The sequence below is a fragment of the Rugamonas fusca genome, from assembly GCF_014042365.1.
In the GTDB taxonomy this organism is placed as follows: Bacteria; Pseudomonadota; Gammaproteobacteria; order Burkholderiales; family Burkholderiaceae_D; genus Rugamonas; species Rugamonas fusca.
Genome location: NZ_JACEZS010000023.1, coordinates 72,659 through 98,008 on the forward strand (window position 1 = coordinate 72,659; position 25,350 = coordinate 98,008).

The 25,350-nt window shown below is 67.0% G+C and carries 23 protein-coding genes; 13 read left to right on the top strand and 10 right to left on the bottom strand.

All coding sequences use genetic code 11. From position 1 onward, the window contains the following. Nucleotides 1–5: 5 nt before the first annotated feature. Together H3H36_RS21640 and pepN are read right to left on the bottom strand one after the other, a co-directional pair. On the bottom strand, nucleotides 6–1,007 hold the full coding sequence (locus H3H36_RS21640; RefSeq protein WP_182163203.1) for a class 1 fructose-bisphosphatase: 1,002 nt from the start codon (nucleotides 1,005–1,007) through the stop codon (nucleotides 6–8). A 25-nt stretch (nucleotides 1,008–1,032) separates the two neighbouring features. Next, nucleotides 1,033–3,690 (bottom strand): aminopeptidase N, encoded by a 2,658-nt coding sequence (gene pepN, locus H3H36_RS21645; RefSeq protein WP_182220156.1) that lies wholly within the window; start codon nucleotides 3,688–3,690, stop codon nucleotides 1,033–1,035. Between the two features lie 192 nt (nucleotides 3,691–3,882). On the opposite strand from pepN, the gene H3H36_RS21650 reads away from it, so the two are divergent. Further along, complete coding sequence (locus tag H3H36_RS21650) at nucleotides 3,883–4,575, top strand: DUF4136 domain-containing protein (protein WP_182220157.1); 693 nt, start codon at nucleotides 3,883–3,885, stop codon at nucleotides 4,573–4,575. A gap of 192 nt (nucleotides 4,576–4,767) precedes the next feature. On the opposite strand, the gene H3H36_RS21655 is transcribed toward H3H36_RS21650, so the two are convergent. The 4 genes from H3H36_RS21655 to H3H36_RS21670 all read right to left on the bottom strand — a co-directional run bounded on the left by H3H36_RS21655 (nucleotide 4,768) and on the right by H3H36_RS21670 (nucleotide 9,760). Beyond that, complete coding sequence (locus H3H36_RS21655; RefSeq protein WP_182220158.1) at nucleotides 4,768–5,742, bottom strand: quinone oxidoreductase family protein; 975 nt, start codon at nucleotides 5,740–5,742, stop codon at nucleotides 4,768–4,770. Nucleotides 5,743–5,766: 24 nt separating this feature from the next. After that, nucleotides 5,767–6,150: a methylglyoxal synthase gene (locus H3H36_RS21660; protein ID WP_182220159.1), complete on the bottom strand. Its 384-nt coding sequence runs from the start codon at nucleotides 6,148–6,150 to the stop codon at nucleotides 5,767–5,769. A gap of 37 nt (nucleotides 6,151–6,187) precedes the next feature. Beyond that, nucleotides 6,188–7,102, bottom strand: coding sequence for a DMT family transporter (locus tag H3H36_RS21665; RefSeq protein ID WP_182220160.1), 915 nt, complete (start codon nucleotides 7,100–7,102; stop codon nucleotides 6,188–6,190). 162 nt (nucleotides 7,103–7,264) lie between these two features. Then, the gene (locus H3H36_RS21670; protein WP_182220161.1) at nucleotides 7,265–9,760 is read right to left on the bottom strand and encodes an alkaline phosphatase D family protein; all 2,496 of its coding nucleotides are present in this window, start codon (nucleotides 9,758–9,760) and stop codon (nucleotides 7,265–7,267) included. Between the two features lie 204 nt (nucleotides 9,761–9,964). Here H3H36_RS21670 and H3H36_RS21675 point away from each other — a divergent pair, with 204 nt between their 5' ends. The 9 genes from H3H36_RS21675 (at nucleotide 9,965) to H3H36_RS21715 (ending at nucleotide 18,214) form a co-directional block, all read left to right on the top strand. After that, nucleotides 9,965–10,690 carry a YebC/PmpR family DNA-binding transcriptional regulator gene (locus H3H36_RS21675; RefSeq protein ID WP_182220162.1) on the top strand — a complete coding sequence of 242 codons (726 nt, stop codon included), beginning with the start codon at nucleotides 9,965–9,967 and terminating at the stop codon, nucleotides 10,688–10,690. 78 nt (nucleotides 10,691–10,768) lie between these two features. Beyond that, nucleotides 10,769–12,037: a phosphoribosylamine--glycine ligase gene (gene purD, locus H3H36_RS21680; protein ID WP_182220163.1), complete on the top strand. Its 1,269-nt coding sequence runs from the start codon at nucleotides 10,769–10,771 to the stop codon at nucleotides 12,035–12,037. Between the two features lie 143 nt (nucleotides 12,038–12,180). Then, nucleotides 12,181–13,098, top strand: a complete 918-nt coding sequence (gene hemF / locus H3H36_RS21685; RefSeq protein WP_182220164.1) for an oxygen-dependent coproporphyrinogen oxidase — start codon at nucleotides 12,181–12,183, stop codon at nucleotides 13,096–13,098. After that, entirely contained in the window at nucleotides 13,095–13,748 is a 654-nt protein-coding gene (locus H3H36_RS21690; protein WP_182220165.1) for a nicotinate-nucleotide adenylyltransferase, read from the top strand. The genes hemF and H3H36_RS21690 overlap by 4 nt, the downstream gene beginning before the upstream one ends. Then, nucleotides 13,749–14,426, top strand: coding sequence for a ribosome silencing factor (gene rsfS / locus H3H36_RS21695; protein WP_182220166.1), 678 nt, complete (start codon nucleotides 13,749–13,751; stop codon nucleotides 14,424–14,426). Between the two features lie 6 nt (nucleotides 14,427–14,432). After that, nucleotides 14,433–14,903 (top strand): 23S rRNA (pseudouridine(1915)-N(3))-methyltransferase RlmH, encoded by a 471-nt coding sequence (rlmH, locus tag H3H36_RS21700; protein ID WP_182220167.1) that lies wholly within the window; start codon nucleotides 14,433–14,435, stop codon nucleotides 14,901–14,903. A gap of 18 nt (nucleotides 14,904–14,921) precedes the next feature. Further along, complete coding sequence (locus H3H36_RS21705; protein WP_182220168.1) at nucleotides 14,922–15,542, top strand: Maf family protein; 621 nt, start codon at nucleotides 14,922–14,924, stop codon at nucleotides 15,540–15,542. A gap of 220 nt (nucleotides 15,543–15,762) precedes the next feature. Further along, nucleotides 15,763–17,226: a ribonuclease G gene (gene rng, locus H3H36_RS21710; protein ID WP_182220169.1), complete on the top strand. Its 1,464-nt coding sequence runs from the start codon at nucleotides 15,763–15,765 to the stop codon at nucleotides 17,224–17,226. A 106-nt stretch (nucleotides 17,227–17,332) separates the two neighbouring features. Further along, nucleotides 17,333–18,214, top strand: a complete 882-nt coding sequence (locus tag H3H36_RS21715; RefSeq protein ID WP_182220170.1) for an SLATT domain-containing protein — start codon at nucleotides 17,333–17,335, stop codon at nucleotides 18,212–18,214. Between the two features lie 89 nt (nucleotides 18,215–18,303). Here H3H36_RS21715 and H3H36_RS21720 read toward each other — a convergent pair whose 3' ends face one another. Beyond that, nucleotides 18,304–18,912: a PEP-CTERM sorting domain-containing protein gene (locus tag H3H36_RS21720; RefSeq protein ID WP_182220171.1), complete on the bottom strand. Its 609-nt coding sequence runs from the start codon at nucleotides 18,910–18,912 to the stop codon at nucleotides 18,304–18,306. A 201-nt stretch (nucleotides 18,913–19,113) separates the two neighbouring features. On the opposite strand from H3H36_RS21720, the gene H3H36_RS21725 reads away from it, so the two are divergent. Beyond that, nucleotides 19,114–19,815, top strand: coding sequence for an alpha/beta hydrolase (locus H3H36_RS21725; RefSeq protein WP_182220172.1), 702 nt, complete (start codon nucleotides 19,114–19,116; stop codon nucleotides 19,813–19,815). A 39-nt stretch (nucleotides 19,816–19,854) separates the two neighbouring features. Here the strand turns inward: H3H36_RS21725 and waaF are convergent, their stop codons facing one another. From waaF to H3H36_RS27165, 3 genes are read right to left on the bottom strand one after another with little or no spacing between them, the layout of a single operon-like run. Continuing rightward, nucleotides 19,855–20,916, bottom strand: coding sequence for a lipopolysaccharide heptosyltransferase II (gene waaF / locus H3H36_RS21730; RefSeq protein WP_182220173.1), 1,062 nt, complete (start codon nucleotides 20,914–20,916; stop codon nucleotides 19,855–19,857). Further along, nucleotides 20,913–21,941, bottom strand: a complete 1,029-nt coding sequence (locus H3H36_RS27160; RefSeq protein WP_229220037.1) for a glycosyltransferase family 9 protein — start codon at nucleotides 21,939–21,941, stop codon at nucleotides 20,913–20,915. Before H3H36_RS27160 ends, waaF begins: the two co-directional genes overlap by 4 nt. 30 nt (nucleotides 21,942–21,971) lie before the next feature. Next, nucleotides 21,972–23,261 carry an O-antigen ligase family protein gene (locus H3H36_RS27165; protein ID WP_229220038.1) on the bottom strand — a complete coding sequence of 430 codons (1,290 nt, stop codon included), beginning with the start codon at nucleotides 23,259–23,261 and terminating at the stop codon, nucleotides 21,972–21,974. 54 nt (nucleotides 23,262–23,315) lie between these two features. On the opposite strand from H3H36_RS27165, the gene H3H36_RS21740 reads away from it, so the two are divergent. Together H3H36_RS21740 and H3H36_RS21745 are read left to right on the top strand one after the other, a co-directional pair. Further along, nucleotides 23,316–24,131 carry a glycosyltransferase family 2 protein gene (locus H3H36_RS21740; protein WP_182220174.1) on the top strand — a complete coding sequence of 272 codons (816 nt, stop codon included), beginning with the start codon at nucleotides 23,316–23,318 and terminating at the stop codon, nucleotides 24,129–24,131. Continuing rightward, nucleotides 24,128–25,186 carry a glycosyltransferase family 2 protein gene (locus H3H36_RS21745; RefSeq protein WP_182220175.1) on the top strand — a complete coding sequence of 353 codons (1,059 nt, stop codon included), beginning with the start codon at nucleotides 24,128–24,130 and terminating at the stop codon, nucleotides 25,184–25,186. The genes H3H36_RS21740 and H3H36_RS21745 overlap by 4 nt, the downstream gene beginning before the upstream one ends. Nucleotides 25,187–25,350 lie beyond the last annotated feature (164 nt).

Genomic DNA, 25,350 nt, shown 5'->3' on the forward strand with positions numbered 1-25,350 from the left:
GGCGATCAACCCTGATGGTAGCCCGTCACCACCGCCACCTCATCGCGCGAGCCCAGGAACACGGGCACGCGCTGGTGCAGCTTGTGCGGTTCGATGTCGAGGATGCGCTGCTTGCCATCCGTGGCCGCGCCGCCGGCCTGCTCGACGATGAAGGCCATCGGGTTCGCTTCGTACATCAGGCGCAGCTTGCCGGGCATGGACGTGTCGCGCAGGTCGGCCGGGTACATGAAGATGCCGCCGCGGTTCAGGATGCGGTGCACGTCAGCCACCATCGAGGCGATCCAGCGCATGTTGAAGTTGGTGCCGCGCGGGCCCGTGTCACCGGCCAGCAGTTCTTCCACGTAGCGCTTGACGGGCGGATGCCAGTGGCGCATGTTGGACATGTTGATGGCGAATTCCTTGGTCTTGGCCGGGATCTGCATATCGCGCTGGGTCAGCACCCACGAACCCATCTCGCGGTCCAGCGTGAAGCAGTTCACGCCGTGGCCGGTGGTCAGCACCAGCATGGTCTGCGGGCCATACACGGCATAGCCGGCGGCCACCTGCTTGCTGCCGGCCTGCATGAAGTCGGCCTCGGTCGGCTCGCCCATGCCTTCGGGCGCCTTGAGCACGGAGAAGATGGTGCCGATCGAGACGTTGACGTCGATGTTGGAGGAGCCGTCCAGCGGATCGAACAGCAGCATGTATTCGCCCTTCGGATAGCGGTTCGGGATCGGGTGGATCGATTCCATCTCCTCCGACGCCATGGCCGCCAGGTGGCCGCCCCATTCGTTCGCTTCCAGCAGGATCTCGTTGGAGATGATGTCGAGCTTCTTCTGCACTTCACCCTGGACGTTCTCCGTCTCGGCCGTGCCGAGCACTTCGCCCAGCGCGCCCTTGCCCACCGAGTGGCTGATGGTCTTGCAGGCGCGCGCGACCACTTCGATCAACAGGCGCAGTTCGGCCGGGATCGTGTTGTGCAGTCGCTGTTCTTCGACCAGGTATTGCGTGAGGCTGATGCGTTTCATGGATTCCCTTGCTTGGTAAAGATAATTAATTGGACAGCGCTTTGCTGATCACTTCCAGCACGTCGTTCGACAGCTTGGCGCACGCGGCCACGCGTTCCAGCGCATGGCGCATATGCACCTGCAGCGCCGGCACGTAACGGCGCCAGCGGTCCATGCTGCGCGCCAGGCGGGCCGCCACTTGCGGGTTGATCTTGTCGAGCGCGATCACCTGCTCGGCCCAGAAGTCGTAGCCGCTGCCGTCGGCCGCGTGGAACTGCGGCGGGTTGGCGTTGGCGAAGTTGAACAACAGGCTGCGCGCGCGGTTCGGGTTCTTCAGCGTGAAGGCCGGATGCTGCATCAACTGGCGCACGGCCGCCACGTTGGTACCAGGGGCCGCGGCCTGCATGGCGAACCACTTGTCGATCACCAGGGCTTCCTGCTCAAAGTCGGCGTAGAAGCTGGCCAGGCTGGCGCTGGCGTCGGCACCGCTGTGGATCAGGGCCGACAGCGCGGCGGCGCGGTCCGTCATGTTGGTCGCCTGCTCGAACTGCTGGCGCGCCAGCGCCAGGTCGGCTTCCTGCGGCGCCACCAGCAGGTAGGCCAGCGCCAGGTTCTTGAGCGCGCGCTTGCCGGCCGAGACGGCGTCCGGGCTGTAGGCGCCGGGAGTCTGGTTGGCGTGGTACTGGGCCAGCAGTTCCTCACGCAGCGCCGTGCCGAGGGTGCGGCGCATGAACTGGCGCGCGCCATGAATCGCTTGCGGATCGACCACCGCCACCTGCTCGGCGATGATGGTCTCCGACGGCAGGATCAGGGCCAGCTCGCGGAAGGCCGGGTCCAGCGTGTCGTCCGTCAGCACGTTGCGGAACGCGGCGATGAAGGTGTCGTCCAGCGCCAGCGTGTCGCCGGCGGCAACGGCGCTGGTCAGCACCAGCAGGCGTTCCATGGCCAGGCGCTGGCCCGCTTCCCAGCGGTTCACGGGGTCGCTGTCGTGGCTGAACAGGTGCAGCAGTTCGGCGTCCGTGTAGTCGTATTCGAGCACCACGGGCGCGGAGAAGCCGCGCAGCAGCGACGGCGTGGGCTTGGCGGCGATGCCCTTGAAGCGGAAGGTCTGCGTGGCCTGCGTCAGTTCCAGCACCACGGTGGTGGGCGCGTGCTTGGGCGAGGGTGCGCCGTCCAGCCGCAGCGGCAAGTCCTTGCCATCCGCGTCCAGCAAGCCCACGGCCACGGGGATGTGGAACGGCAGCTTGTCGGGCTGGCCGGCCGTGGCCGGGCAGTGCTGGCTGAGGGTGATCTCGTAGCAGCGCGCGGCCACGTCGTAGCGCGTGCTGGCCGTCACCACGGGCGTGCCGGCCTGGCTGTACCAGCGCTCGAACTGGGTCAGGTCGCGGCCGTTGGCGTCGGCCATGGCGGCGCGGAAGTCGTCGCATTCCACGGCCTGGCCGTCGTGCCGTTCAAAGTACAGATCCATGCCCTTGCGGAAGCCGTCGCGGCCCAGCAAGGTCTGGTACATGCGCACCACTTCGGCGCCCTTCTCGTACACGGTCACCGTGTAGAAGTTGTTGATCTCGACGAAGGAGTCGGGCCGCACCGGGTGCGCCATGGGGCCGGCGTCCTCCGGGAACTGGGCCTGGCGCAGCGTGCGCACCTGGTCGATGCGGGTCACGGCGCGTCCGGTGTCGGTGCCGATCATGTCGGCCGAGAATTCCTGGTCGCGGAACACGGTCAGGCCTTCCTTGAGCGACAGCTGGAACCAGTCGCGGCACGTGACCCGGTTGCCGGTCCAGTTGTGGAAGTATTCGTGGCCCACCACGGCTTCGATGCCGGCGTAGTCGACGTCGGTCGCCACGCGCGAATTGGCCAGCACGTACTTGGTGTTGAAGATGTTCAGGCCCTTGTTCTCCATGGCGCCCATGTTGAAGTCGCCCACGGCGACGATCATGAAGCGGTCCAGGTCCAGCTCCAGGCCGAAGCGCTCCTCGTCCCAGCGGATCGAGTTCTTCAGCGACTGCATGGCGTAGTCGGTCTTGTCGAGGTTGCCCTCCTCCACCCACACCTGCAGCAGCACTTCGCGGCCGGACTGGAGCGTGTAGCGCTCCTCCTGGCACACCAGGCGGGCCGCCACCAGCGCGAACAGGTAGGACGGCTTCTTGAACGGATCTTCCCACTTGGCGTAGTGGCGGCCGTCGCCCAGCTCACCTTCCTCGATCAGGTTACCGTTCGACAGCAGCACGGGATAGCGCGCCTTGTCGGCCCGCAGCATCACCGTGTATTTGGCCATCACGTCCGGACGATCCGGGAAATAGGTGATGCGGCGGAAGCCCTCGGCCTCGCACTGGGTGAAGAAATTGCCGTTCGAGACGTACAGGCCCGACAGCGACGTGTTCTTCACGGGCGCGCACAGGGATTCGATTTCCAGCACCACCTCGGCCGGCGCCTTGGGGATGGTCAGCGAGGTGGGCGTCAGGCGATACTGGCTGGCCGCCAGCAGCTTGCCGTTCAGGCGCAACTGCACCAGCTCGATCTCCTCGCCGTGCAACACGATGTCGCGGCCCTTGCTGGCCGGATTGCGGTGCATGGTGATGCGGTTGGCGACGATGGTGCGGTCCGGATCGAGGTCGAAGCCCAGTTCGACGGTGTCGACCAGGTAGGCCGGGACGGTGTAATCCTTGCGGAAAATGGTCTGGGGGCTGCTGTCTGTGCGCATGGGAACTCGGGTGGGAGGCTGGATCAAGGGGCTATTTTACCAATACCGGACCCGGCGCGAGACGTTTTGACCTATGGAACGCGGATAAGTTGCAGGTTTCCCCACGGCCGTAACATTCTGTAATAATCATGCGCTAACGATTACTTCGTCATAGACTAAACGATGGAACATTCATTGTGGAAGGGTAACGTCATGAAATCATTCGCCATCGTGGCGGCCGGCGCCACCCTGCTGTTGAGCGGCTGCGCGACGACCATCCGTAGCGACGTGACCGCCTTTAACGACTGGCCGGCGGACCTGAGCAACAAAGCCTATGCGTTCACCGCGCCACCGCCCAACGAGGACACGCTGGAATACCGCAGCTATCAAGTGCTGGTACGCGATGAGCTGGGCAAGCTCGGCTTCAGCCAGGCGGCCGACGGATCGCACGCCGCCCTGCTGGTGGGCATGCACTTCAAGACCGTGGACCAGCCGGTCCGCGTGCTGACGGCCACCGACCCGTTCTGGCCCGGCCCGTACTGGGGACCGGCTTGGGGACCTGGCTGGGGCCGCTATCCCTACTACCGCTACGGCTACCGTCCGTTCTTCTATGACCCCATGTTCTACGGCCCGCTGGAAGTGGAGGAAAGTGTGCGCCACCAGTACGAACGCCAGCTCAACATCACCATCAACTCGGACACGGGCCGCAAGCTGTACGATGTCACCGTGCATAACGTGAGCCGCGTGCAGGCCACGCCGCATGTGATGCCGGCGCTGGTGCACAGCGCGTTCGCCGGCTTCCCCGGCCAGAGCGGCGTGCCGCACCAGGTGGACGTGAAGATCGACGCGACAACGCTGAAGGACGAAGCGCCGGCCGCGAAAGCGCCCGCGCCGGAGGCCAAATAAACATGGGGTCGCAGCCAACATTCATACATGAGCTCGTGTATGCATGTTGGCAGCGACCCCGTTTTTTTACTCAGGAATAGTAGGCTTCCGCCCCCAGCGTGATGGCGCCGATCAGCATCACGGCCAGCACCAGCACGATCAGCAGGCGGCCGAACTTGGGCGAGCCGTCGCCTGTGGATTCCGGCATGGCGCTCATGGCAGCAGGATGGACGAGCCCATCGTCTTGCGCGATTCCAGGTCGATATGGGCTTGCGCCACGTCGGCCAGGTTGTAGCGCTGATGCACGGGCACCTTCACCTCGCCGCTGCCCACCACCCCGAACAGCGAGGCGGCCGACGCTTCCAGGTCCTCCCGCTTGGCCGTGTAGTTCATCAGCGAAGGCCGCGTGATGAACAGCGAACCGCGCGAGGCCAGCTCATTGAGGCTGAACGGCGGCACCGGGCCGGACGCGTTGCCGAAGCTGACCATCATGCCCAGCGGCGCCAGGCAATCGAGCGAACCCGTGAAGGTATCCTTGCCGATCGAGTCGTACACCACGGAGACGCCCTTGCCGCCCGTGATCTCGCGCACCCGCTCGACGAAGTTCTCCTTGTTGTAGTTGATGACATGGGCCGCGCCATTGGCCAGCGCCAGCGCCGCCTTCTGGTCCGAGCCCACGGTGCCGATCAGGTTCACGCCCAGCACCCGCGCCCACTGGCATGCGATCAGGCCCACGCCACCGGCGGCCGCGTGGAACAGGATGGTGTCGCCGGCCTTGAGCGCCACCGTGCGGTGGAACAGGTACTGCACCGTCAGCCCCTGCAACATCATGGCGGCCGCCGTCTCGAACGGAATATGCTCGGGCAGCACCAGCAGCGCGGAAGCGGGCATGTTGCGCGCCTGCGCGTAGGCGCCATTGGGCCGGCCCGCGTAGGCCACCCGGTCGCCCACCTTGACGTGGGTGACGCCGGGCCCCACCGCCTCCACCACGCCCGCCCCTTCCATGCCCAGCCCGGCCGGCAGCGGCTGCGGATACAGCCCGGTGCGGAAATACACGTCGATGAAGTTGACGCCGATCGCCTCGTGGCGCACCTGCGCCTCGCCGGGGCCGGGCGGCGCCAGCGTCACATCGATCAGCTCCATCACTTCCGGCCCGCCGGTGCGGGTCATCTGTATCACTTTCGTCATGCCGGCCTCCGTCTTATGTCAGGGTCAGGGCTGCGCGCGCAGCTGCAATTGCGACAGTACCAGATGCGCCGACGCCATGTTGGTGGCGCACGGCGTATTGTGCACGTCGCAGGCGCGCACCAGGGCGTTGATGTCCGGTTCGTGCGGCTGCGGCGTCATCGGGTCGCGCAGGAAGATCACGCAGTCGATCATGCCCTCCACCAGCAGCGAACCGATCTGCAAGTCGCCGCCGAACGGGCCCGAATGCTTGCGGTCCACCTGCAAGCCCACCTCGTTGGCCAGGCGGCCGCCCGTGGTGCCGGTGGCCACCAGCGTGCAGGTGGCCAAGAATGCGCGGTATTCCGTGGCCAGCGCGATCATGTCGTCTTTTTTCTTGTCGTGGGCAATCAGGGCGATGCGGGTTTTCATAACGTGGTCCGTAATCAGGTTGAAAGACAAGGTGGTACTACTTCTTCGACAGCAGGTATATCCCCGCCAGCACCAGCGTGGTGCCGGCCAGCTGCCAGGGGGTGATCGGCTCGCCCAGGATCAGCGCGCCGAGGAACAGGGTGGAAACGGGGCCTATCATACCCGCTTGCGACGCCGTGCCGGCGCCGATGCGGGCCACGGCGATCATGGTCATGAACACCGGCATGACGGTGCACAGCAAGCCGTTCACCAGCGACAGCCAGTACACGGGCGCCGGCTGCACCAGCAGCGCGGCCGGACGCAGCAGGAAGAACTGGCCGATGCAGGCCACGCTGGAGACGCACATGGCATACGACACGAGGCGCAGCGACCCGATGCGCTTGACCATCTCGCCGGAAAGCAGCAGGTAGACGGCGTAGGCGACGGCCGACCCCATCACCAGCGCCGCGCCCAGCGCCACACTGCCGCCGCCGCGCAAGTCATGCAGGAACACCAGCACGATGCCGGCGTAGGAGGTGACCAGCGCCAGCCACTGCGCGCGCCGGATATGCTGGCGCAGGAACACGGTGGTCATCAGCAGCACGAAGGTGGGCGTGAGGAACAGGATCAGCCGTTCCAGGCCGACGGAAATGTATTGCAGTCCGAGGAAATCGAGGAAGCTCGACAGGTAATAGCCGAGCAGGCCCAGCGCCACCAGGCGCGCGCGGTCGGCGTTCGACAGCGGCGGCCCGCTGCGCATCTGCCACACGGCGATGGCGGCGAACACGGGCAGCGAGAACAGCATGCGGAACGCGATCAGGGTCACGGCGTCCAGGTGATGGCGATACAGCAGCTTGGCCACCACCGCCTTGGTGGAGAACAGCACGGCCCCGCCGATAGCCAATCCCAGCCCGCCCAGGAAGGCGGCGCGCGCATGGTGCGCAGGGAGGGAGTCCGTCAGGCTGTCATTCATGCGGGAATTGTAAAGGCAAACCAGCAACATCGCTTGCCGCCAGCAAAAATCGGGGACGTACTCCGGTTTTCCCGTGTGGGAAAACCGGAGTACGTCCCCGATTTTGCTTTGGGCCAAGCTGGAGAACAGCCGGGCCCGCTTTCTGGCGTCGTGCGCGTCCGCTTAGCTGATGGCGACGGCGGCGCTACCGGCCGTCACGGTGGCCGTGGTCACGCGCGCCACCACGTTGGCCGGGGCGTTGCCACCGACCAGCTTGTTGGCTTGCTTGAACTGGGCCGTCATCTTGCCAGGGGTCAGGGTGACCACGGTGTAGCCTTGGGCGTCCGTGTTCACGTGCTTGAGCCATGGGTTGTTGCCCAGGGCGGCCAGTTGCTGGGCCAGCGCCAGCAGGCTGACGCTGAAGTCGCTGCTGGCCTTCAGGCCGGCCATCACGGCGGCCACGGTCGGGTCCAGCTGCGCTTCCGGCAAGCCCTTGGCGGCCAGTGCGCCGCGCAGTTGCACGCGCAGTTGCTCCAGCAGGCCGTCCACGGTTGGCGCGGCCTTGCCCATGGTGTAGTCGAGCAGGTCGAAGCTCAGGGCCAGCGTGCCCACGCCCGGCACCGGCACATTGACCGCGTAGGTCACCAGCGTGCTGATGTCGCCCAGCGCCGCGGCGGCCGCCTTCAGGTAGCTGAAGAACGAGTCGGAACTGATGCCGGCCGTGACCAGGTCCACCATCACCGGCGTGCCGCCGTTGGCCGCGTCGTAGTCGTCGTTGACGGTGCCGGCGAAGAAGGCGTGGATGTCGCCCGTGATCGCCACCACGTTGCTGACGTTGTTGGTCTTCAGGTGGCTCATCAGCGCCTTGCGCTCGCTGTTGTAGCCGTCCCACTGGTCGCAGTTGATCAGGAAGCGGGTGAAGAACGGCGCCAGCGCGGCTTTCTTGGCGGCCGGCAGGTAGACGGAGTTGGCCTTGTTGGCCTGGATGTCCGGCTTGATCCAGCCAAACGCGATGGTCTGCGCGGCCGAAGCGGCCTGGGCGGCGGCGCCGGCCGGTGCGGCGGCCACGGCGGCGCCGTAGGCGGCCACGGTGATGCCGGCCTGGGCCGTCGTCAAGCCCGCGCCCACGGCGGCGGCGCCTTGCGCGGCGCTGCTGCTGCCGGCACCGGCGATGGCCATGGCGGCGGCCTGGGCCGTCGCGGCGGAGGCGCCGGCCGTGGAGGCGGCCACGATGGCAGCCGCCACGGGCAGGTTGCCGCCCACGGCGGCGGCCGTGGTGCCGATGCTCTGAGCCAGTTGCGGCACGGCGCCCAGCGCGACCAGGGTGGCGATGGCGTCCACGCCGTTCAGGCCCATGCGCAGCAGCGACACTTCATTGCCCCACAGCTTCCAGGTCGAGGTGGACGACTTCATCTTGTCCATCCACCACTGGCGCTGGGTGGTGCCCAGCATGCCGACGATGCTCAGCGGATCGGCGCCGATCTGGGTGCCACCGGCCATCTTCTGCGCTTCCACGCTGTTGAACACGTCCTGCGGCACCAGGTAGCGGGCGCCGATGCTGCCCACGGCCACACCGGTGGCCGGGTTGATGGCCGCTTCCGGGATTACGTGGTCGGCGCGGTACAGGCGTTCGTCCGTCATCACCAGTTGCATCAGCTTGCCGAACTGGAAGTCGCGGTAGATCTTGATGTTCTGGAAGCTGGTCGAGGCCGTATCCAGGCTCACGTCGGCCGGCATGTATTCGAACCAGGCCTGGTTGGCGTTGCGGCGGCGGCTAGGCTGGTGCAGGTCGCTGCCGTCGGCGTTGAACGTGCCTTCATAGGTTTCGGCATCCTGCCAGCAATCGTCCGAGAACTCGTGGTCGTCCCAGATGGCGATGAAGGCGAAGCGCTCGTGCAGGGCTTGCAGGCGGCTGTCGGTGCGGTACTTCTTGTACAGGTAGCGGTAGTCGGCCAGCGTGGTGGCGTACTTGGCGCCCGAGTTGCCGCTCTTGAACGCGCCGTCGGGCAGCACCAGCTGGTCGTGGCGGGTTTCCACGGCGCCGACCTGGAAGGCCTCACCCACGGTCTCGTAGATGTAGTCGCCCAGGTGGACGATGAAGTCCAGGTTCTCGGTGGCCATGTTGCTCATGGCGCCCCAGTGGTTGATGCTCCAGTCCTGGCAAGTCATGTAGGCGAACTGCAGCTGGCTGACGTCGGCGTCGGCCGCCGGCGCCGTCTTGAAGCGGCCCACGTTGGAGCGCACGTCGCCGGCCACGAACTGGTAGAAATAGGTGGTGCCGGCCGTCAGGCCCGTGACCTTGTTACGCACCGTGTTGTCGTACTGGGCTTGCACGGGCAGTTGCGTGTCCACCACCAGCGCACCGGCCAGGGCGGCGTTGCTGCCCAGCAGGGAGCTGTTGTCGGTGGACGTCACGATCAGGCGGATGCTCACGTCGTTGCCGGACGGGGCGGCGGCCACGCTGTCGGCGCTGGCCGGCAGCGCGCGCGTCCACAGCATGATGCTGTCGGGACGGGGATCGCCGGAGGCTACGCTTTGCGGGAACTTCCAGCCAGCGCCCGTGGCGGCCGGCAGGTTGGCCGCGGCCGGGGAGCTGCTGCCGCCGCAACCGACCAGACCGGTGCTGGCCACGGAAACGGTGATGAAGCCGCTGAATTTGAGAAACTGCCTTCTGTCCATATGTCCCCTCTTGTTCGAAATGTACCGGAAATTAAAATCGTAGCATGGCCGTGTGACTTGATGCCTACAAGAAACCGAGCAAGCACTCTATTTTAACAACATTACAATCCCGCTACGTCAAGACGGCCGGCCGGGGCGGTCTGGCGGGACGGCGGTATGCTAAAATGTCGCCCTCACGGACTCACCGCCTAAGGAAGACTGAACATGGCTGGACATAGCAAATGGGCCAATATCAAGCACAAAAAAGCCGCGACGGACGCTAAGCGCGGCAAAATCTGGACCCGACTGATCAAGGAAATCACGGTCGCCGCGCGCATGGGCGGCGGCGACGCCAACGCCAACCCGCGCCTGCGCCTGGCCATCGACAAGGCGGCCGACGCCAACATGCCCAAGGATAACGTGGCGCGCGCGATCAGCCGCGGCACCGGCGGCGATGACGGCGCCAACTACGAGGAAGTCCGTTACGAAGGCTACGGCATCGGCGGCGCCGCCATCATCGTCGACTGCATGACCGACAACCGCGTGCGCACCGTGGCCGAAGTGCGCCACGCCTTCAACAAATACGGCGGCAACATGGGCACGGAAAACTCCGTGTCCTTCATGTTCAAGCACTGCGGCCAGTTCCTGTTCGCGCCCGGCACCAACGAGGACGCGCTGATGGAAGTGGCGCTGGAAGCGGGCGCCGAGGACGTGGTGGCCGACGAGGAAGGCGGCTTCGAAGTGCTGTGCGCACCGAACGACTTCGCCGCCGTCAAGGACGCGCTGGAAGCGGCCGGCTTCAAGGCCGAAGTGGCCGAGATCATCATGAAGCCCGCCACCGAGACCGTGTTTACGGGCGACGACGCGGTCAAGATGCAAAAACTGCTGGACGCCCTGGAAAACCTGGACGACGTGCAGGAAGTCTATTCCAACGCCCTGATCGAAAACTGATCAAGCGTCCCGGCAGCAAACCCGCGGCGGCCACCTGGCCGCCGTTTTCCGCTCTTACTTTGCACTTTGGACTGAACGATGAAAATTTTGGTAGTCGGCTCCGGCGGCCGCGAACACGCGCTGGCATGGAAATTGGCGCAATCGGAACGCATCCAGATGGTGTACGTGGCCCCCGGCAACGGCGGCACGGCGCGTGACCCGCGCCTGGTCAACGTCAACATCACGGACCTGCACGAGCTGGCCAATTTCGTCGAGCAGGAACACATCGGCCTGACCGTGGTGGGACCGGAAACCCCGCTGGCCGGCGGCATCGTCAACCTGTTCCGCGCGCGCGGCCTGAAGATCTTCGGCCCCACCAAGGAAGCGGCGCAGCTGGAATCGTCGAAGGACTTCGCCAAGGCCTTCATGCACCGCCACGGCATTCCCACGGCGCGCTACCAAACCTTCTCGGAAGTGGCGCCGGCCCACGGCTACATCGACGCCATGGGCGCGCCCATCGTCATCAAGGCCGATGGCCTGGCCGCCGGCAAGGGCGTGGTGGTCGCCATGACGCTGGAAGAAGCGCACCGCGCGGTGGACGACATGCTGGCCGATAACCGCTTCGGCGACGCCGGCGCGCGCATCGTGATCGAGGAATTTTTGGCCGGCGAGGAAGCGAGCTTCATCGTCATGTGCGACGGCAAGAACGTGCTGCCGCTGGCCACCAGCCAGGACCACAAGCGCTTGAAGGACAACGACGAAGGCCCGAACACGGGCGGCATGGGCGCCTACTCGCCGGCCCCCATCGTGACCCCGTCGCTGCACGCGCGCGTGATGCGCGAGATCATCAACCCGACCATCGCCGGCATGGCCAAGGATGGCATCCAGTTCACCGGCTTCCTGTACGCGGGCCTGATGATCGACGCGGCCGGCAATCCGCGCACGCTGGAATTCAACTGCCGCATGGGCGACCCGGAAACGCAACCGATCATGGCACGCCTGAAGACCGACCTGCTGAGCGTGATGGAACACGCCGTCAACGGCACGCTGGACGCCGTGGAACTGGAATGGGACCGCCGCACGGCCGTGGGCGTGGTGCTGGCCGCCGCCGGCTATCCGGATGCGCCGCTCAAGGGCGCCCTGATCGACGGCATCCCGGCCGAGACGCCCGAAGCCGTCACCTTCCACGCCGGCACGGCCGCCGTGGATGGCCAGTTGCTGGTCACGGGCGGCCGCGTGCTGTGCGTGGTGGGCCTGGGCGACAGCATCAAGATGGCCCAGAAGCAGGCGTATGACACGGTGGACCACATCCACTTCAACGGCATGCAGTGCCGCCGTGACATCGGCTGGCGCGGCCTGAAACACTAAAACGAAAGACCGCGAACACCGGGGTCAGGTCCGGCATCACGCCATGATTTGGCAGATTGCCGGACCTGACCCCGGCTTTTTTGCTATCACAACCACGTGCAAACGGGTACAATCGACCCTTACTTTTTTTCCCGCACCGCGCCATGTCGCTTTCTCCCAACCCTACGGCCGTCAAGGCTTACCTGCTCGAGCTGCAAGACCGCATCGTGCAGGCGCTCGAAACGCTGGACGGCTCGCCGTTCCGGCGCGACGCCTGGGACCGCCCCGAGGGCGGCAGCGGCATCACGCGCGTGATCGAGGAAGGCCACGTGTTCGAACGGGGCGGCTGCAACTTCTCGCACGTCAAGGGCGCGAAACTGCCGCCGTCGGCCTCGGCCCACCGTCCCGATCTGGGCGGCCAGCCATGGGAAGCGATGGGCGTGTCGCTGGTGCTGCATCCGCGCAATCCGTACGCACCCACCGTGCACATGAACGTGCGCTTCTTCGCCACCAGCGCGGCCGACGGCACGCCCGTCTGGTGGTTCGGCGGCGGCATGGACCTGACGCCCTACTACGGCTATCAGGAAGACGCGCGCCACTTCCACCAGACTTGCTACGACGCGCTGGCACCATTTGGCGCCGACCTGCATCCGCGGTTCAAGCAGTGGTGCGACGAGTATTTCTACCTCAAGCACCGGCGCGAGGCGCGCGGCGTGGGCGGCATCTTCTTCGATGACGTCAACGCAGGCGGCTTCGAACACTGCTTCGCCATGACGCGCAGCGTGGGCGACGCCTTCCTGACTGCCTACCTGCCGGTGCTGGAGCGGCGCAAGGACCAGCCCTACGGCGAACGCGAACGCGATTTCCAGGCCTACCGGCGCGGGCGCTATGTGGAATTCAACCTGGTGTTCGACCGCGGCACGCTGTTTGGCCTGCAGTCGGGCGCCGGCCGCACGGAATCGATGATGATGTCGATGCCGCCGCTGGCCAAGTGGCGCTACGACTGGCAACCGGAAGCAGGCACGCCGGAAGCGGCGCTGACCACGGACTTCCTGCCGCCACGGGACTGGCTGACGACGTGACGCGCCGTATCGCACTGCTGGGAGGCAGTTTCGATCCGGTCCATGTCGGTCATGTCGCGCTTGGCGCCCATTTCACCCACTTGCTGCAAACGGATCAGCTGCGCGTGATCCCGGCCGGCAGCCCGTGGCAGAAATCCACGCTGCAGGCCACGCCGCGCCAGCGGGCCGAGATGGTGAAGCTGGCCTTCGCGGACCAGCCGTTCCCGGTGCAGGTGGACCTGCAGGAAATCGAACGCAGCGAACAGGGGCAGCCGACCTACACCGTCGACACCCTGCGCACGCTGCGCCAGGAACTGGGCCCGCAAGCGTCGATCGCCTTCCTGATGGGCGCCGACCAGCTGCAGAACTTCGGCACCTGGCGCGACTGGCGAAGCTTGTTCGACTACGCCCACTTCTGCGTGGCGGCCCGCCCCGGCTTCGCGCTCGACAGCCTGGCGCCGGACGTGGCGGCGGAATTCACGCGCCGGCTGGGCAGCCCTGAACAAATCCGCAACACCCCGCACGGTCTGACGTATCTGGCACAGGACTTTGCGGTCGATATCTCCGCCACCCAGATACGTGCGGCATTACAACGGGGGGAGCAGGCAAATTCGCTTATCTCCCCGCGAGTGCTAGACTATATTGAACAACATAATTTATACAAAAGCTAAATGGACATCAAAAAACTGCAATCCCTCGTCGTTGACGCCCTCGAAGACGTCAAGGCCCAAGACATCGTCCTGTTCGACACCACCCACCTGACCAGCCTGTTCGACCGCATCGCCATCGCCTCCGGCACCTCCAACCGGCAGACCAAGGCGCTGGCCGCGTCCGTGCGCGACAAGGTCAAGGAAGCCGGCGGCGACGTGTACGGCATGGAAGGCGAGGACACCGGCGAATGGGTGCTGGTGGACCTGGGCGACATGATCGTCCACATCATGCAGGCCCCGATCCGCGCCTACTACCGCCTGGAAGAAATCTGGGGCGACAAGCCGGTCAAGCTGGGCGCCGCCAAGCGCGCCAAGAAGACCGACGCCGACGCGGCGCCGAAGAAAACCAGCGGCCACCTGGCCGCTTCCAAGGCCGCCGTGGAAGCCACGCCGGTCGTGGAGAAAAAGGCTCCGGCCAGGAAAGCCGCCGCCAAGCCAGCGGCCGAGAAGAAGCCGGCCGCCAAGAAGGTCGCTGCCCCGGCCGGCAAAGTGGTCAAGGTCGCCAAGTCCAAGAGCGCCACGGCCGCCGCCGCCGAACTGAAAAAGCTGCCACCGAAGCCGAAAGCCCCGAAAGCGGCCGCCGACAAGGAAGCCCCGGCCAAGACCGTGATCAAGCGCGTCAAGAAAGTGGCCGAGTAAGGGTCGATGCAGCTGATCATCGCGGCCGTCGGCCACAAGATGCCGGCCTGGATCGAGGCCGGCTACGCTGAATACGCCAAGCGCATGCCGCCGGAACTGCGCATCGTGCTCAAGGAAATCAAGCCGGTCGAGCGTTCCGGCAGCAAGACGGCCGCCACCGCCATGGCGCTCGAACGCGAGCGCATCGAGGCGGTGCTGCCCAAGTCGGTGCGCATCATCGCGCTCGACGAGCGCGGCAAGGACCTGACTTCCGTGGGCCTGGCCAGGCAACTGGAAACGTGGCAGCAGGATGGCCGCGACACGGCCTTCCTGATCGGCGGCGCGGACGGCCTCGATCCCGAGCTGAAAGCCCGCGCCGAAGGCCTGATCCGCATCTCCAGCATGACCCTGCCGCACGGCATGGTGCGCGTGATGCTGGCCGAGCAGCTGTACCGGGCCTGGTCGATCACGCAGAACCACCCTTACCATCGGGTCTGACGTCACTATAATAAAACAATGAAACCGGTCGACAAGAAGATCTACCTCGCCTCGAAAAGCCCGCGCCGGCGCGAATTGCTGCGCCAGATCGGCATCGACTTCGAACTGCTGCTGTTGCGCAGCGACGGCCCGCGCGGCGCCGACGTGACCGAGGAAGTGCTGCCGGGCGAGGCGCCGGCCGTCTACGTGGCCCGCGTGGCGCGCGAAAAGGCGGCCTTCGCCTACAGCCTGCTGCACCGGCGCCACCTGACGCCGCGCGCCGTGCTCAGCGCCGACACCACCGTCACCATCGACGGCGAGATCCTCGGCAAGCCGGCCAATCCCAATGAAGCGAAAGCCATGCTGCGCCGGCTGTCCGGCCGCACCCACCAGGTACTGACCTCGGTGGCCGTGCACCACGCCGACTTCACCGGCCAGGTGACGCAAGTGTCGGACGTGCGCTTCTGCCCCCTGAGCGAAGCGGCCATCGACGCCTATTGCGCCACCCAGGAACCGTACGACAAGGCCGGCGGCTACGGCATCCAGGGCCTGGCGGCCCAGTTCATCGAACATATCGAAGGCAGCCACTCCGGCATCATGGGCCTGCCCCTGTTCGAAACGGCCCAGCTCTTGCGCCAGGCCGGCCTGCCCCTGCCCTGACCTGCCGCACCTGCGGCACCGCCCCGCAGTGCTGCGCCCCGTACTGCCCGCCGCGGCGGCCCCGCCATGCCGCGCCATCATGCTATCCATGGGCGCGGCGACGGCTCGTGCCGTGGCGCGCCGCCGCGCCCTGTGGCGTCACTGCCATGTTGCGATGATGGCTAACCGTGTATGATCGCCATGCGCGCCCATCAACCACAGAAAAGCAAGTGACTGACGCATGAATGAAGACATCCTGATCAACATCACCCCGCAGGAGACGCGGGTCGCCCTCATCGTCCAGGGCGCCGTGCAGGAACTGCACATCGAGCGCACGCTCACGCGCGGCCTGGCCGGCAACGTCTATTCCGGCAAGGTGGTGCGGGTGCTGCCGGGCATGCAGTCAGCCTTCATCGACATCGGCCTGGAGCGGGCCGCCTTCCTGCACGTGGCCGACATCTGGGAAGCCCGCCCGCACGACGGCCAGAACGCCGCCCCCACCCCGATCGAAAAAATCCTGTTCGACGGCCAGGTGCTGACGGTGCAGGTGATCAAGGACCCGATCGGCACCAAGGGCGCCCGCCTGTCGACCCAGATCTCCATCGCCGGGCGCATGCTGGTCTACCTGCCGCAGGACTCGCACATCGGCATCTCGCAGAAGATTGAAAAGGAAGCGGACCGCGAAGCGCTGCGCGCGCGCCTGCAAGGCCTGCTGCCGGCCGATGAAAAGGGCGGCTACATCGTGCGCACCCAGGCCGAGGAAGCGACCGACGCCGACATCGCGGCCGACGTCGAATACCTGCGCAAGACCTGGGCCGCCATCACCAACGGCGCCCGCACCAAGCCCGCCACCACGCTGCTGCACCAGGACCTGAGCCTGGCCCAGCGCGTGCTGCGCGACTTCGTGCACGAGGAGACGGCCACCATCCAGGTCGACTCGCGCGAGAACTACATCGCCCTGTCCGGGTTCGCCCAGACCTACACCCCCAGCGTGCTGCCACGGCTGCAGCACTACACGGGCGAACGCCCGCTGTTCGATCTGTACGGCGTGGAGGAGGAAATCCTGCGCGCGCTGGGGCGGCGGGTGGACCTCAAGTCGGGCGGCTATCTGATCGTCGACCAGACCGAGGCCATGACCACCATCGACGTCAACACGGGCGGCTTCGTGGGCGGGCGCAACTTCGCCGACACCATCTTCAAGACCAACCTGGAAGCGGCGCACGCCATCGCCCGCCAGCTGCGGCTGCGCAACCTGGGCGGCATCATCATCCTCGACTTCATCGACATGGAGAACAACGAGCACCGCAACGCCGTGCTGGCCGAGCTGAAAAAGACCTTGTCGCGCGACCGCACCAAGGTCTCCGTGTCGGGCTTCTCGGCGCTGGGGCTGGTGGAGATGACGCGCAAGCGCACCCGCGAATCGCTGGCCCACATCCTGTGCGAACCGTGCCCCGCGTGCGGCGGCAAGGGCCAGGTCAAGACCTCGCGCACCATCTGCTACGAAATCCTGCGCGAACTGCTGCGCGAAGCCAAGCAGTTCAACCCGCGCGAATTCCGCATCCTCGCCTCGCAGGAAGTGGTGGACCTGTTCCTGGAGGAGGAATCGCAGCACCTGGCCATGCTGGGCGACTTCATCGGCAAGAAAATCTCGCTGCAGGTGGAATCGGCCTACCATCAGGAGCAGTACGACGTGATCCTGATGTAAGAAACCGGTGTCAGGTCTGTCAAATGGACAAAAATGGAACGAAGTTTGATTTTCGTTGTCCCATTGCCGGAACTGACTTTTCCCAACTGGAACCGCCCTCCCCCACATGACCGCCACAGACGTCAGCCACACCAAGCTCCTGCCCTGGAACCAGTACCGGGACCAGCAACCCGCCGACGCGCTCAAGACCATCTACGACCACGCCAACAGTACCTGCGCCGCCATCCGCGGCTGGTACTGGTCCAGCATCGCCGTCAAGCGCCGCATCTCGTGGTGGGTGCGTGGCGCCACCTTCTTGCTGCTGATCGTCGGCTCGCTGCTGCCGGTGGCGGCCGGCTTCAGCGATGCCAGCGCGCAACGGCTGCTGTGTACGCAAAGCGGCGTGGTGGCGCTGGCCCTGGCCGGCCTGCTGCAGGGGGCCGACCGCATCTTCGGCTGGTCCAGCGGCTGGCTGCGCTACATCACCACCGTGGTCGCCATCGAGAACCGCAGCCGCCGCTTCGAGCTCGAATGGGCCGGCTACCTGCTGACCGGCCATGGCGCGCTGGACGACGCCGACGTGCGCGCCCTGTTCGAGCTGGCCCGCCAGTACGAGGACGACACGCTGCGCCTGCAGGCGGAGGAAACGAGCCAGTGGGCGGCCGAATTCAGCACCAGCATGACGGCCCTGGGCGAGGCCATCCGCGCCCAGCGCGACGCGGGCGACAAGGCGCTGGACGCGGTGCGCGTCTCGGTCATGGCTGGCCGCGCCAGCGGCGCCATCGAACTGGCGCTGAGCCACAAGGATGGCCAGGTGCAGACGGTCGATATCGGCCTGGACGACGAGGCGCCGCAGCCATTCACGGGCACCATCTGGTCCTGCGTGAACGTGGCGCCGGGCCAGCACCGGCTACGGCTGGCCACGCGCGGCACGCCGTCGCTGTCGCTCGACAAGGCGGTCCATGTGCGGCCCGACGCCATCACCACGGTGGAAATGACGCTGACCTGAACGCTCCCACAGAACAACAACGGCCCGGACGCTCGCGCGGCCGGGCCGTTTGGTCTGCCCGCGCCCCATCGGGGCCGGGCGTCATGCTGTTACTTGGCCGCTTTGCGACGCGCCACGAAGGCCACCAGGCCCAGGCCGGCCAGCAGCATGCCGTAGGTTTCCGGTTCCGGCACGGCCGAGGTCAGCGAGACCTTGTCGATCGAGGTGCCATAGCTGTCGCTGGTGCCGACGGCGAAGAAGCTCAGCTTGGTGCCGCCCTGGTTGCCCAGCACGTCGAACGACTTGATGGTCCATTCCTTGGCGTTGTTGAACACGCCCAGGTTCTGGCTGCCCCAGAACACTTGCACGCCCTGCGACGACGATGGTACGCCGGCGCGGTCTTCGAACGCGAAGCTCAGCGTGTAGTGCTTGCCGGCCACGTCGTTCACTTGCTGCCACATGGAGCTGTTGGCGGTGGTGTCCAGTTCCACGAAATTCTTGCCGTCGAAGGCGCTGCCGGCCACGTTGTCGCGCAGCTCGATGCCCGTCTTGTTGGCGCCATGCCAGCCGATCAAGTTGTTGTAGATGCCCCAGGTGCCGGAGGCTTGCAGGTTCTGCTCGAAGCTGCCATTGGAGATCAGCTCGGTGGCGGCATGGCTGCTGCCGGCGGCGAAGATGGCGGCGGCGGCGAACGACTTGAGGATGGTGGCAAATTTCATGTGGTTTTCCCTGTCTGTTTATTTATCGTTTATTTATTGCTAATTATTGTTTCCTAAAAGACAGTGCAATTATATCGATTGCAATTTATTTTGCCACTTGAATCAGCAAAACCGAAGAAACCCTCTAATTTTCGCGGATGCGCCGCGCGGGCGGCAAACGGAGTAAGCTGCCGTTATTGTCCATTCCGCGCACAGGCCGCCATGGCACCCCTATCCGCCGTCCCGGACGGCGCCTACAGCGAAGGACGGCTGTACGCGCGGCCCCATCCGCCCACCGCCGCGCCCACCATCGCGCCCGGGCTGCACACCCTGGTCTTTCCGAACGGGCGGGAAACCCTGTTCTTCGCGCCGGAGCGGCCCGACCCGCAGGGCGCGCCGCTGCTGTTGCTGCTGCATGGCGCCTGCCGGCGCGATGGCGGCGCGGAGGCCACCGCCCTGGGGCACGCCATGCTGCGCGGCACGTTCCTGCTGGCGCCGCGCGCCCGCGACACGTCCTGGGATTTGCTGCGCGGCGGTTTTGGCCCGGACCTGTCCTTCATCGACCTGCTGCTGAGCTGGACCATGCAGCACTACGCCATCGCGCCCGCCGCGCTGGCCATCGCCGGCTTCTCGGACGGCGCCTCGTACGCACTGTCGGTGGGACTGGCCAACGGCGACCTGTTCGGCGACATCCTCGCGTTCTCGCCCGGCTTTTCCCGGCCGCTGCGCATCGCCGGCCAGCCCCGCGTGTTCATCGCCCATGGCGCGGCCGACGCCGTGCTGCCCGTGCAACGGGGACAGCAGATCGCGCGCGACCTGACGGCGGCCGGCTACGCGGTGGCATTCGAGCAGTTCGCGGGCGGCCATACGGTGCCGCCCCAGGTCGCCGTGGACGCGCTGGGACGGCTGGACGGCATGCCTTAGGGAGCCTGCAGGTGGCCCGGGCGGGACTGCAACGGGAAATTAACGGGAAATGGCGGCCAGCATCGGCTGCAGGCTTTGCCAGGCCGTGGCCGGCAGCAGCTTGCGCATGCAATCCTGGTGCCCCAGCGGACATTCGCGCTGCCGGCACGGCGCGCACTCCAGACGCAGCGACAGCGAAGCGGCGAGGTCGGAGAACGGCGGCGCGTGGTCGGGATCGGTGGGCCCGTACAGGGCCAGCACGGGCCGGTTCAGGGCCGAGGCGATGTGCAGCAAGCCCGAATCGTTGGCCACCACGGCCGCCGCGCGCGCGATCAGGGCCACGGCCTCGGCCAGGCTGGTGGCGCCGGCCAGGTTGACGATGGCGTCCACGCCGCCGGCCGCGGCCCGCACGGCGTCGCATACTTCCCGGTCCTTGGGGGAACCGAGCAGCGCGATCTGGGCGTGCGGATGGGCCGCCAGCACGGCCTGGGCCAGGCTGGCGAAGTGTTCGGCCGGCCAGCGCTTGGCGCCGCCAAATTCCGCACCGGGCGCGAACGCCAGCAGCGGCCGGTCCAGGTCCAGCCCCGCGCGCGCACAGGCGGCCGCGATCTGGTCGGCGCTGGCCCGCAGCGCCGGGCGCGGCAGGGCCGCGCGCCAGGCGGGCGCCTGGCTGGCCACGGGCGCCTCGGACAAGGCGGCGTAAAACGCCACCATGGGCCGGGGCGGCTGTTCGTCGTGGTGCATCACGTTGATCAGGCCATGCCGGCTTTCGCCCTTGTAGCCGACCCGGCGCGCAATGCCGGCCAGCCACGGGATCAGCGCGAACTTGAGCGTGTTGGGCAGCACGTAGGCATCCGCGTAGCCGCGCCGGCGCAGCGCGCGCGCGTACTTCCACCGTTCGCGCAGTTGCAGCGCGCCGTGCCGGAACGGGGTCTCCAGCACCTCGTCCACTTCGGCCATCTGGCGCCACACGGGCGACACGGACGGCGGCGCCAGCACGTCGATGGGGCGCTCCGGATGGGCCGCCCGCAAGCGCCGCAGCAAGGGCTGGGCCATCACGGCGTCGCCGATCCAGTTGGGGGAAATGACGAGGGTGCGCAAGGGCGCCGCTGGCGTGCTCATACGGCCTCCTGGTCGATCACGGGCGCGCACCAGTCCAGCACCGCCTGCTCCACCTGGGCCGGCGTGATGGCGTGCATGCAGGTGCAGGTGGCCGCGTCGCGGCAACCGGCGCATTCGCCGGCCATGGTCAGCGAGCGGGCCCGCACGCCCAGCGCGCCCCAGCGCGCCGCGTCGATCGGTTTGCGGGGCGGGAACAGGCCCAGCGTGGGCTGGCCCAGCGCGGCCGACATGTGCAGCGGCCCCGTGCCACTGGCCACCAGGCCCGTGCTGGCGCCGATCAGCGCGCACAAGCCTTCCAGGTCGTAGCGGCCGCACAGGTTGTCCACGTTGGGCAGGGCCAGCAGCGCAGGCGCCTGGGCCGCCAGCAGCGCCCCTTCGGCCGCGCTGCCCGTCACCCACAGCCGCACATCGGGCCGCGCTTGCAGGCGCCGCGCCAGTTCCGTGTAATGGGCCAGCGGCCATTCGCGGCCATTGCCGTTCGATTTGGGGTGCAGGATCACGGCGTGCGGCGTGGCCGCCCGCAAGGCGGCCACGTCGTCCCGTTGCGGCGCCGTCAGGCCGTACAGGGGCGGCAGGCTGGCCAGCGGCGGAATCTCGTCCACGCCCAGCGGGCGCAACAGGGCGAAATTGAGCTGGGCCTCGTGCAGCGCCGAGTGGGCGCGGCCGAAGTGGGCCAGCCGGTTGCAATGGATCCAGTGGAACAGCCGGTGGCTGGTACCGACCCGGTTGCGGACCCGGGCCCGGCGCGCCGCCTGCGCCAGCCGGCGGTTGGGCATGGCGAAGATCACCGTGTCGGCGCCATGGGCGGCGAAAAAGGCGGCCGGGTCGCCCACCTGCTCGAGCGCGTACACCTGGTCCAGGTGGCGGCAGCGGCGCGCCACGGGCGCGGCGTAAGCGCTGCACAGCAGGTCGACGCGCACGCCGGGGAAACGCTGCTTGAGGTAGCCGGCCAGCGGCAGCGACAGCACGACGTCGCCGATATTATCGGTGCGGCAGATCAGTATGTGGTTCAGTTGCGGGGGCATGCGAGCCTGTGAAATGAAAGGGGGAGACGCTCAGGCGCGCGTCTCAAGGGGAGGCGCGCGGCGCGCGGCATCCTCGTCGTTCAAGCAAAAGCCGGCCAGCATGCACACCATGATACCGTAGAACACCTTGGGCATCATCAGCCAGAACATGACGTCGGTCTGGCCGAATCCGAAGAAGCACACCACCAGCGCCAGCCCGGCCAGGGCGGCCGCGCGCCCCTCGTCGGCGGCGCCGGCGCGGCGCAGGCGGCGCAGGAAAAAGTGCAGCGGCGCGCCATACATCACCAGCAGCAGGCTGAAATCGAGCAGGCCGCCGGTGGCCAGCACATTGATCAAATCGTTGTGGCTGCTGCTATAGAGCAGCGCGTCGGACTGCCGCAGCCGCCCTTGCTCGCGCAGCGCCAGCAGCGCCGGGTGGAATTGCTCACGCCCCACCCCCAGCCACGGATGTTCGCTGATCATCATCCAGGACGCCTTCCACAGCTCCAGCCGGATGCCGACCGAGGTGCTGGCGTTGCCCGCGTTCTGGTACAGCCGCACTTCATTGACGGCGTCATCGACCCGCTTGGCCACGCCGCTGGCCGGCACGAACCAGGCGGCCACGCACAGCGCCAGCGCGGCCAGCACGCCCATCACCAGGCGGCGGCCATGGACGGCGGCGCCGTACTTGAGCAGGAAGGGGATCACCAGCAGCAGGCCCAGCCAGGTACCGCGCGAACCGGACAGCACGGCCGCCACCAGCCCGCACACGAACGCCAGCATGGGCAGCGGCGCCAGCCGGCTGTGGCGGAACTGGCCCAGCGCGCACAGCGCCATCACGCCCAGGGCCGCGGCCAGGTCGCCGAAGGTGATGGCATGGTGGGTGAAGCCCTCGGCCCGCTCGCCGCCGCTCAGGGTCCACTGGGCCGCCGCGATCACGCCGGCAGACACGGCGCCCAGGCACAAGCCCAGCCAGAACACCCGGACCGGCGGCCGGTAGCCGGCCACGAACACCAGGGCCGCCAGCGCCAGCAGCAATCGCAGCGGCCCGTCCAGCGTATGCAGGTTCTGGCGGTAGATCAGCAGCCGCGCCAGCGACACGAGAAAGTAGCCGCCAAAGCCGAATACGATGCCGGCCACGGCCCGGCCATGGGCGGCCACCAGGGCGCGCCAGCGCTCCCGGCCCAGCCAGGCCAGCGACAACAACATCAGGAACAGGGCCACGTGCATGCCGTCGCGCGTGACCATCACCAGCAGCGGCAAGGCGAACGTGAGCATCACGGCCAGCGGCGGGGCGGAACGCAGCAATGCTGGCGGCTGGTTCGATAAGGTATTATTCATGCATTCGATTGTGAGCTTTACTTACGAAGAATCAACCAGGAATGCATTGCCCTCATGGAACAAGTTTTCACCATTTCCGTCATCATCTCCACCTACAATCGTCCCGACGCGCTCACGGCCGTGGTCGAGGCGTGCTTCCGCCAGGACGATGCGAGTTACGAAATCATTATCGCCGATGACGGCTCCACCCACAACACGCTAGCGTGCGTGCAAGCCCTGCGAGCGCGCTCGCCGGTGCCGCTGCGCCATGTCTGGCAGGAGGATCTGGGCTTCCGGCTGGCGCGGGTGCGCAACCTGGGCATCCAGGACGCGCGCGGCGACTACCTGATCTTCCTGGACGGCGACTGCGTGCCCCAGCCTGATTTCGTCAGCCAGCACCGCAAGCTGGCCCAGCATGGGCACATGGTGTCGGGCAGCCGCATCCTGCTCAGCGAGCAGTTGACGGCCCGCGTGCTGGCCGGCCAGGTGGACGTGAACCGGCTCACGCTGGCCGACAAGCTGCGGCTGCGGGCCGGCGGCCACCTTAACAAAATCTTACAATTATTAGCCCGCTGGCCCGACGTGGGCCGGGCCCGCCGCCAGTTCAGCTGGCGCCGCATCAAGGGCTGCAACCTGGCCATGTGGCGCGCCGACCTCGATCGCATCAACGGCTTCGACGAAAGCTTCCGCGGCTGGGGCTACGAGGACTCGGACATCGTGCTGCGCCTGTTTAACGCCGGCGTGATGCGCAAGGATGGCGCCTTCGCCACCGAAGTGCTGCACCTGTGGCATCCCGAGAGCCAGCGCGACCAGGCCAGCAGCAACCGCGAGCTGGTGGTGCGCCGCATCGCCGACAAGACCATCCGCGCGGCCCAGGGATTGCAGGCGTGAGCCCGCCCAGCATCAGCCTCATCATGGCCGCCTACAACGCGGCCCCGTTCATCGCCGACACCCTGGAGCGCATCGTGGGCCAGATGACGGCCAGGCACGAACTGATCGTGGTGGACGACGGCTCGCGCGACGACACGGCCGATCAAGTGCGCGCTTTCCAGGCCCGCCATCCGGCGCTGCGCATCGTGCTGCATCAGCAAGCCAACGCCGGCATCGCGGGCGCCCGCAACGCCGGCCTGGCCCTGGCTGGCGGCCAGTACCTGGCCTTCATCGACAGCGACGACCGGCTGCGCCCGGGCGCGCTGGCGGCCCTCGGCGACGTGATCGCGCGCGAGCGCCCGGACGTGATCAGCACCGCCTTCCACTTCTGGCACCCGGATGCGCCGCACAAGGACCGCGACGTGCAGCTGAGCTATCCGGCCGGGCGGCGTATCGAAGGCCAGGAGGCCATCCTGGCGCCGTTCTTCGACGACCGCCATACCTACCTGTGGAACAACATCTGCCGGCGCGAAGTCTACGCCCGGCTGCCACAGCCGCCCTTCCCCGCCGGCCGCGTGTTCGAGGACTTGTCGGTGGTGCCGCTGCTGCTGGCCCACTGCCACAGCATGGTCTACCTGCCGTTCGTGCTGCTGGACTACCGCCAGCACCCGGCCAGCATCACCAAGGCCGTCAGCGCGCGCTGGTGCGTGGACGTGGTGACGGCGCTGGCCAGCGCCCGCGCGCCGCTGGCACAGGCCGGCATCAGCGCCACCGTGCAAGAGCGCTTCGACGCGGCCGTGTGCGACTTCTACGTCGGCACCGTGAAATGCAGCTACCAGTTGCCGGGGGCCGAGGGCGCGGCCGTGCGGACGCGCCTGCGCGAGATCTTCCTGACCAGCCTGTTCGCGCCGGTGGAGCGACTGCGGGCCCGGCTGGGCGCGCCCGGCGCCAGCAAGGCCGACCGCCGCAACGCCCGCCAGCTGGGCCAGATCTTGCGTGGCGACTGGCTGTTCCAGCTGCGCCAGACGGCCAGCCGCCAATTCAAGCTGTGGCGCCGCGCCCGCGCCGCCCAGTAGCGGCGGGGTCATAGCAGCGAGGTCAGCTCCCATAGCGGCGGGGTCACCCATTAGCCAACCAGCGTCAAGTCGATAATACTGTCCCGGCGCCTCGATTTTATCGAGGCGCAATTTCTTGCCTGCCTTAGCCGCAAACGCTTGTCGCGCCCGTTTTCTCAGTACTT

Bases quoted from the DNA above. Each gene is read 5' to 3' on its own strand.
- H3H36_RS21640 (WP_182163203.1), bottom strand. From the start codon at position 1,007: ATGAAACGCATCAGCCTCACGCAATACCTGGTCGAAGAACAGCGACTG.
- pepN (WP_182220156.1), bottom strand. From the start codon at position 3,690: ATGCGCACAGACAGCAGCCCCCAGACCATTTTCCGCAAGGATTACACC.
- H3H36_RS21650 (WP_182220157.1), top strand. From the start codon at position 3,883: ATGAAATCATTCGCCATCGTGGCGGCCGGCGCCACCCTGCTGTTGAGC.
- H3H36_RS21655 (WP_182220158.1), bottom strand. From the start codon at position 5,742: ATGACGAAAGTGATACAGATGACCCGCACCGGCGGGCCGGAAGTGATG.
- H3H36_RS21660 (WP_182220159.1), bottom strand. From the start codon at position 6,150: ATGAAAACCCGCATCGCCCTGATTGCCCACGACAAGAAAAAAGACGAC.
- H3H36_RS21665 (WP_182220160.1), bottom strand. From the start codon at position 7,102: ATGAATGACAGCCTGACGGACTCCCTCCCTGCGCACCATGCGCGCGCC.
- H3H36_RS21670 (WP_182220161.1), bottom strand. From the start codon at position 9,760: ATGGACAGAAGGCAGTTTCTCAAATTCAGCGGCTTCATCACCGTTTCC.
- H3H36_RS21675 (WP_182220162.1), top strand. From the start codon at position 9,965: ATGGCTGGACATAGCAAATGGGCCAATATCAAGCACAAAAAAGCCGCG.
- purD (WP_182220163.1), top strand. From the start codon at position 10,769: ATGAAAATTTTGGTAGTCGGCTCCGGCGGCCGCGAACACGCGCTGGCA.
- hemF (WP_182220164.1), top strand. From the start codon at position 12,181: ATGTCGCTTTCTCCCAACCCTACGGCCGTCAAGGCTTACCTGCTCGAG.
- rsfS (WP_182220166.1), top strand. From the start codon at position 13,749: ATGGACATCAAAAAACTGCAATCCCTCGTCGTTGACGCCCTCGAAGAC.
- rlmH (WP_182220167.1), top strand. From the start codon at position 14,433: ATGCAGCTGATCATCGCGGCCGTCGGCCACAAGATGCCGGCCTGGATC.
- H3H36_RS21705 (WP_182220168.1), top strand. From the start codon at position 14,922: ATGAAACCGGTCGACAAGAAGATCTACCTCGCCTCGAAAAGCCCGCGC.
- rng (WP_182220169.1), top strand. From the start codon at position 15,763: ATGAATGAAGACATCCTGATCAACATCACCCCGCAGGAGACGCGGGTC.
- H3H36_RS21715 (WP_182220170.1), top strand. From the start codon at position 17,333: ATGACCGCCACAGACGTCAGCCACACCAAGCTCCTGCCCTGGAACCAG.
- H3H36_RS21720 (WP_182220171.1), bottom strand. From the start codon at position 18,912: ATGAAATTTGCCACCATCCTCAAGTCGTTCGCCGCCGCCGCCATCTTC.
- H3H36_RS21725 (WP_182220172.1), top strand. From the start codon at position 19,114: ATGGCACCCCTATCCGCCGTCCCGGACGGCGCCTACAGCGAAGGACGG.
- waaF (WP_182220173.1), bottom strand. From the start codon at position 20,916: ATGAGCACGCCAGCGGCGCCCTTGCGCACCCTCGTCATTTCCCCCAAC.
- H3H36_RS27160 (WP_229220037.1), bottom strand. From the start codon at position 21,941: ATGCCCCCGCAACTGAACCACATACTGATCTGCCGCACCGATAATATC.
- H3H36_RS27165 (WP_229220038.1), bottom strand. From the start codon at position 23,261: ATGAATAATACCTTATCGAACCAGCCGCCAGCATTGCTGCGTTCCGCC.
- H3H36_RS21740 (WP_182220174.1), top strand. From the start codon at position 23,316: ATGGAACAAGTTTTCACCATTTCCGTCATCATCTCCACCTACAATCGT.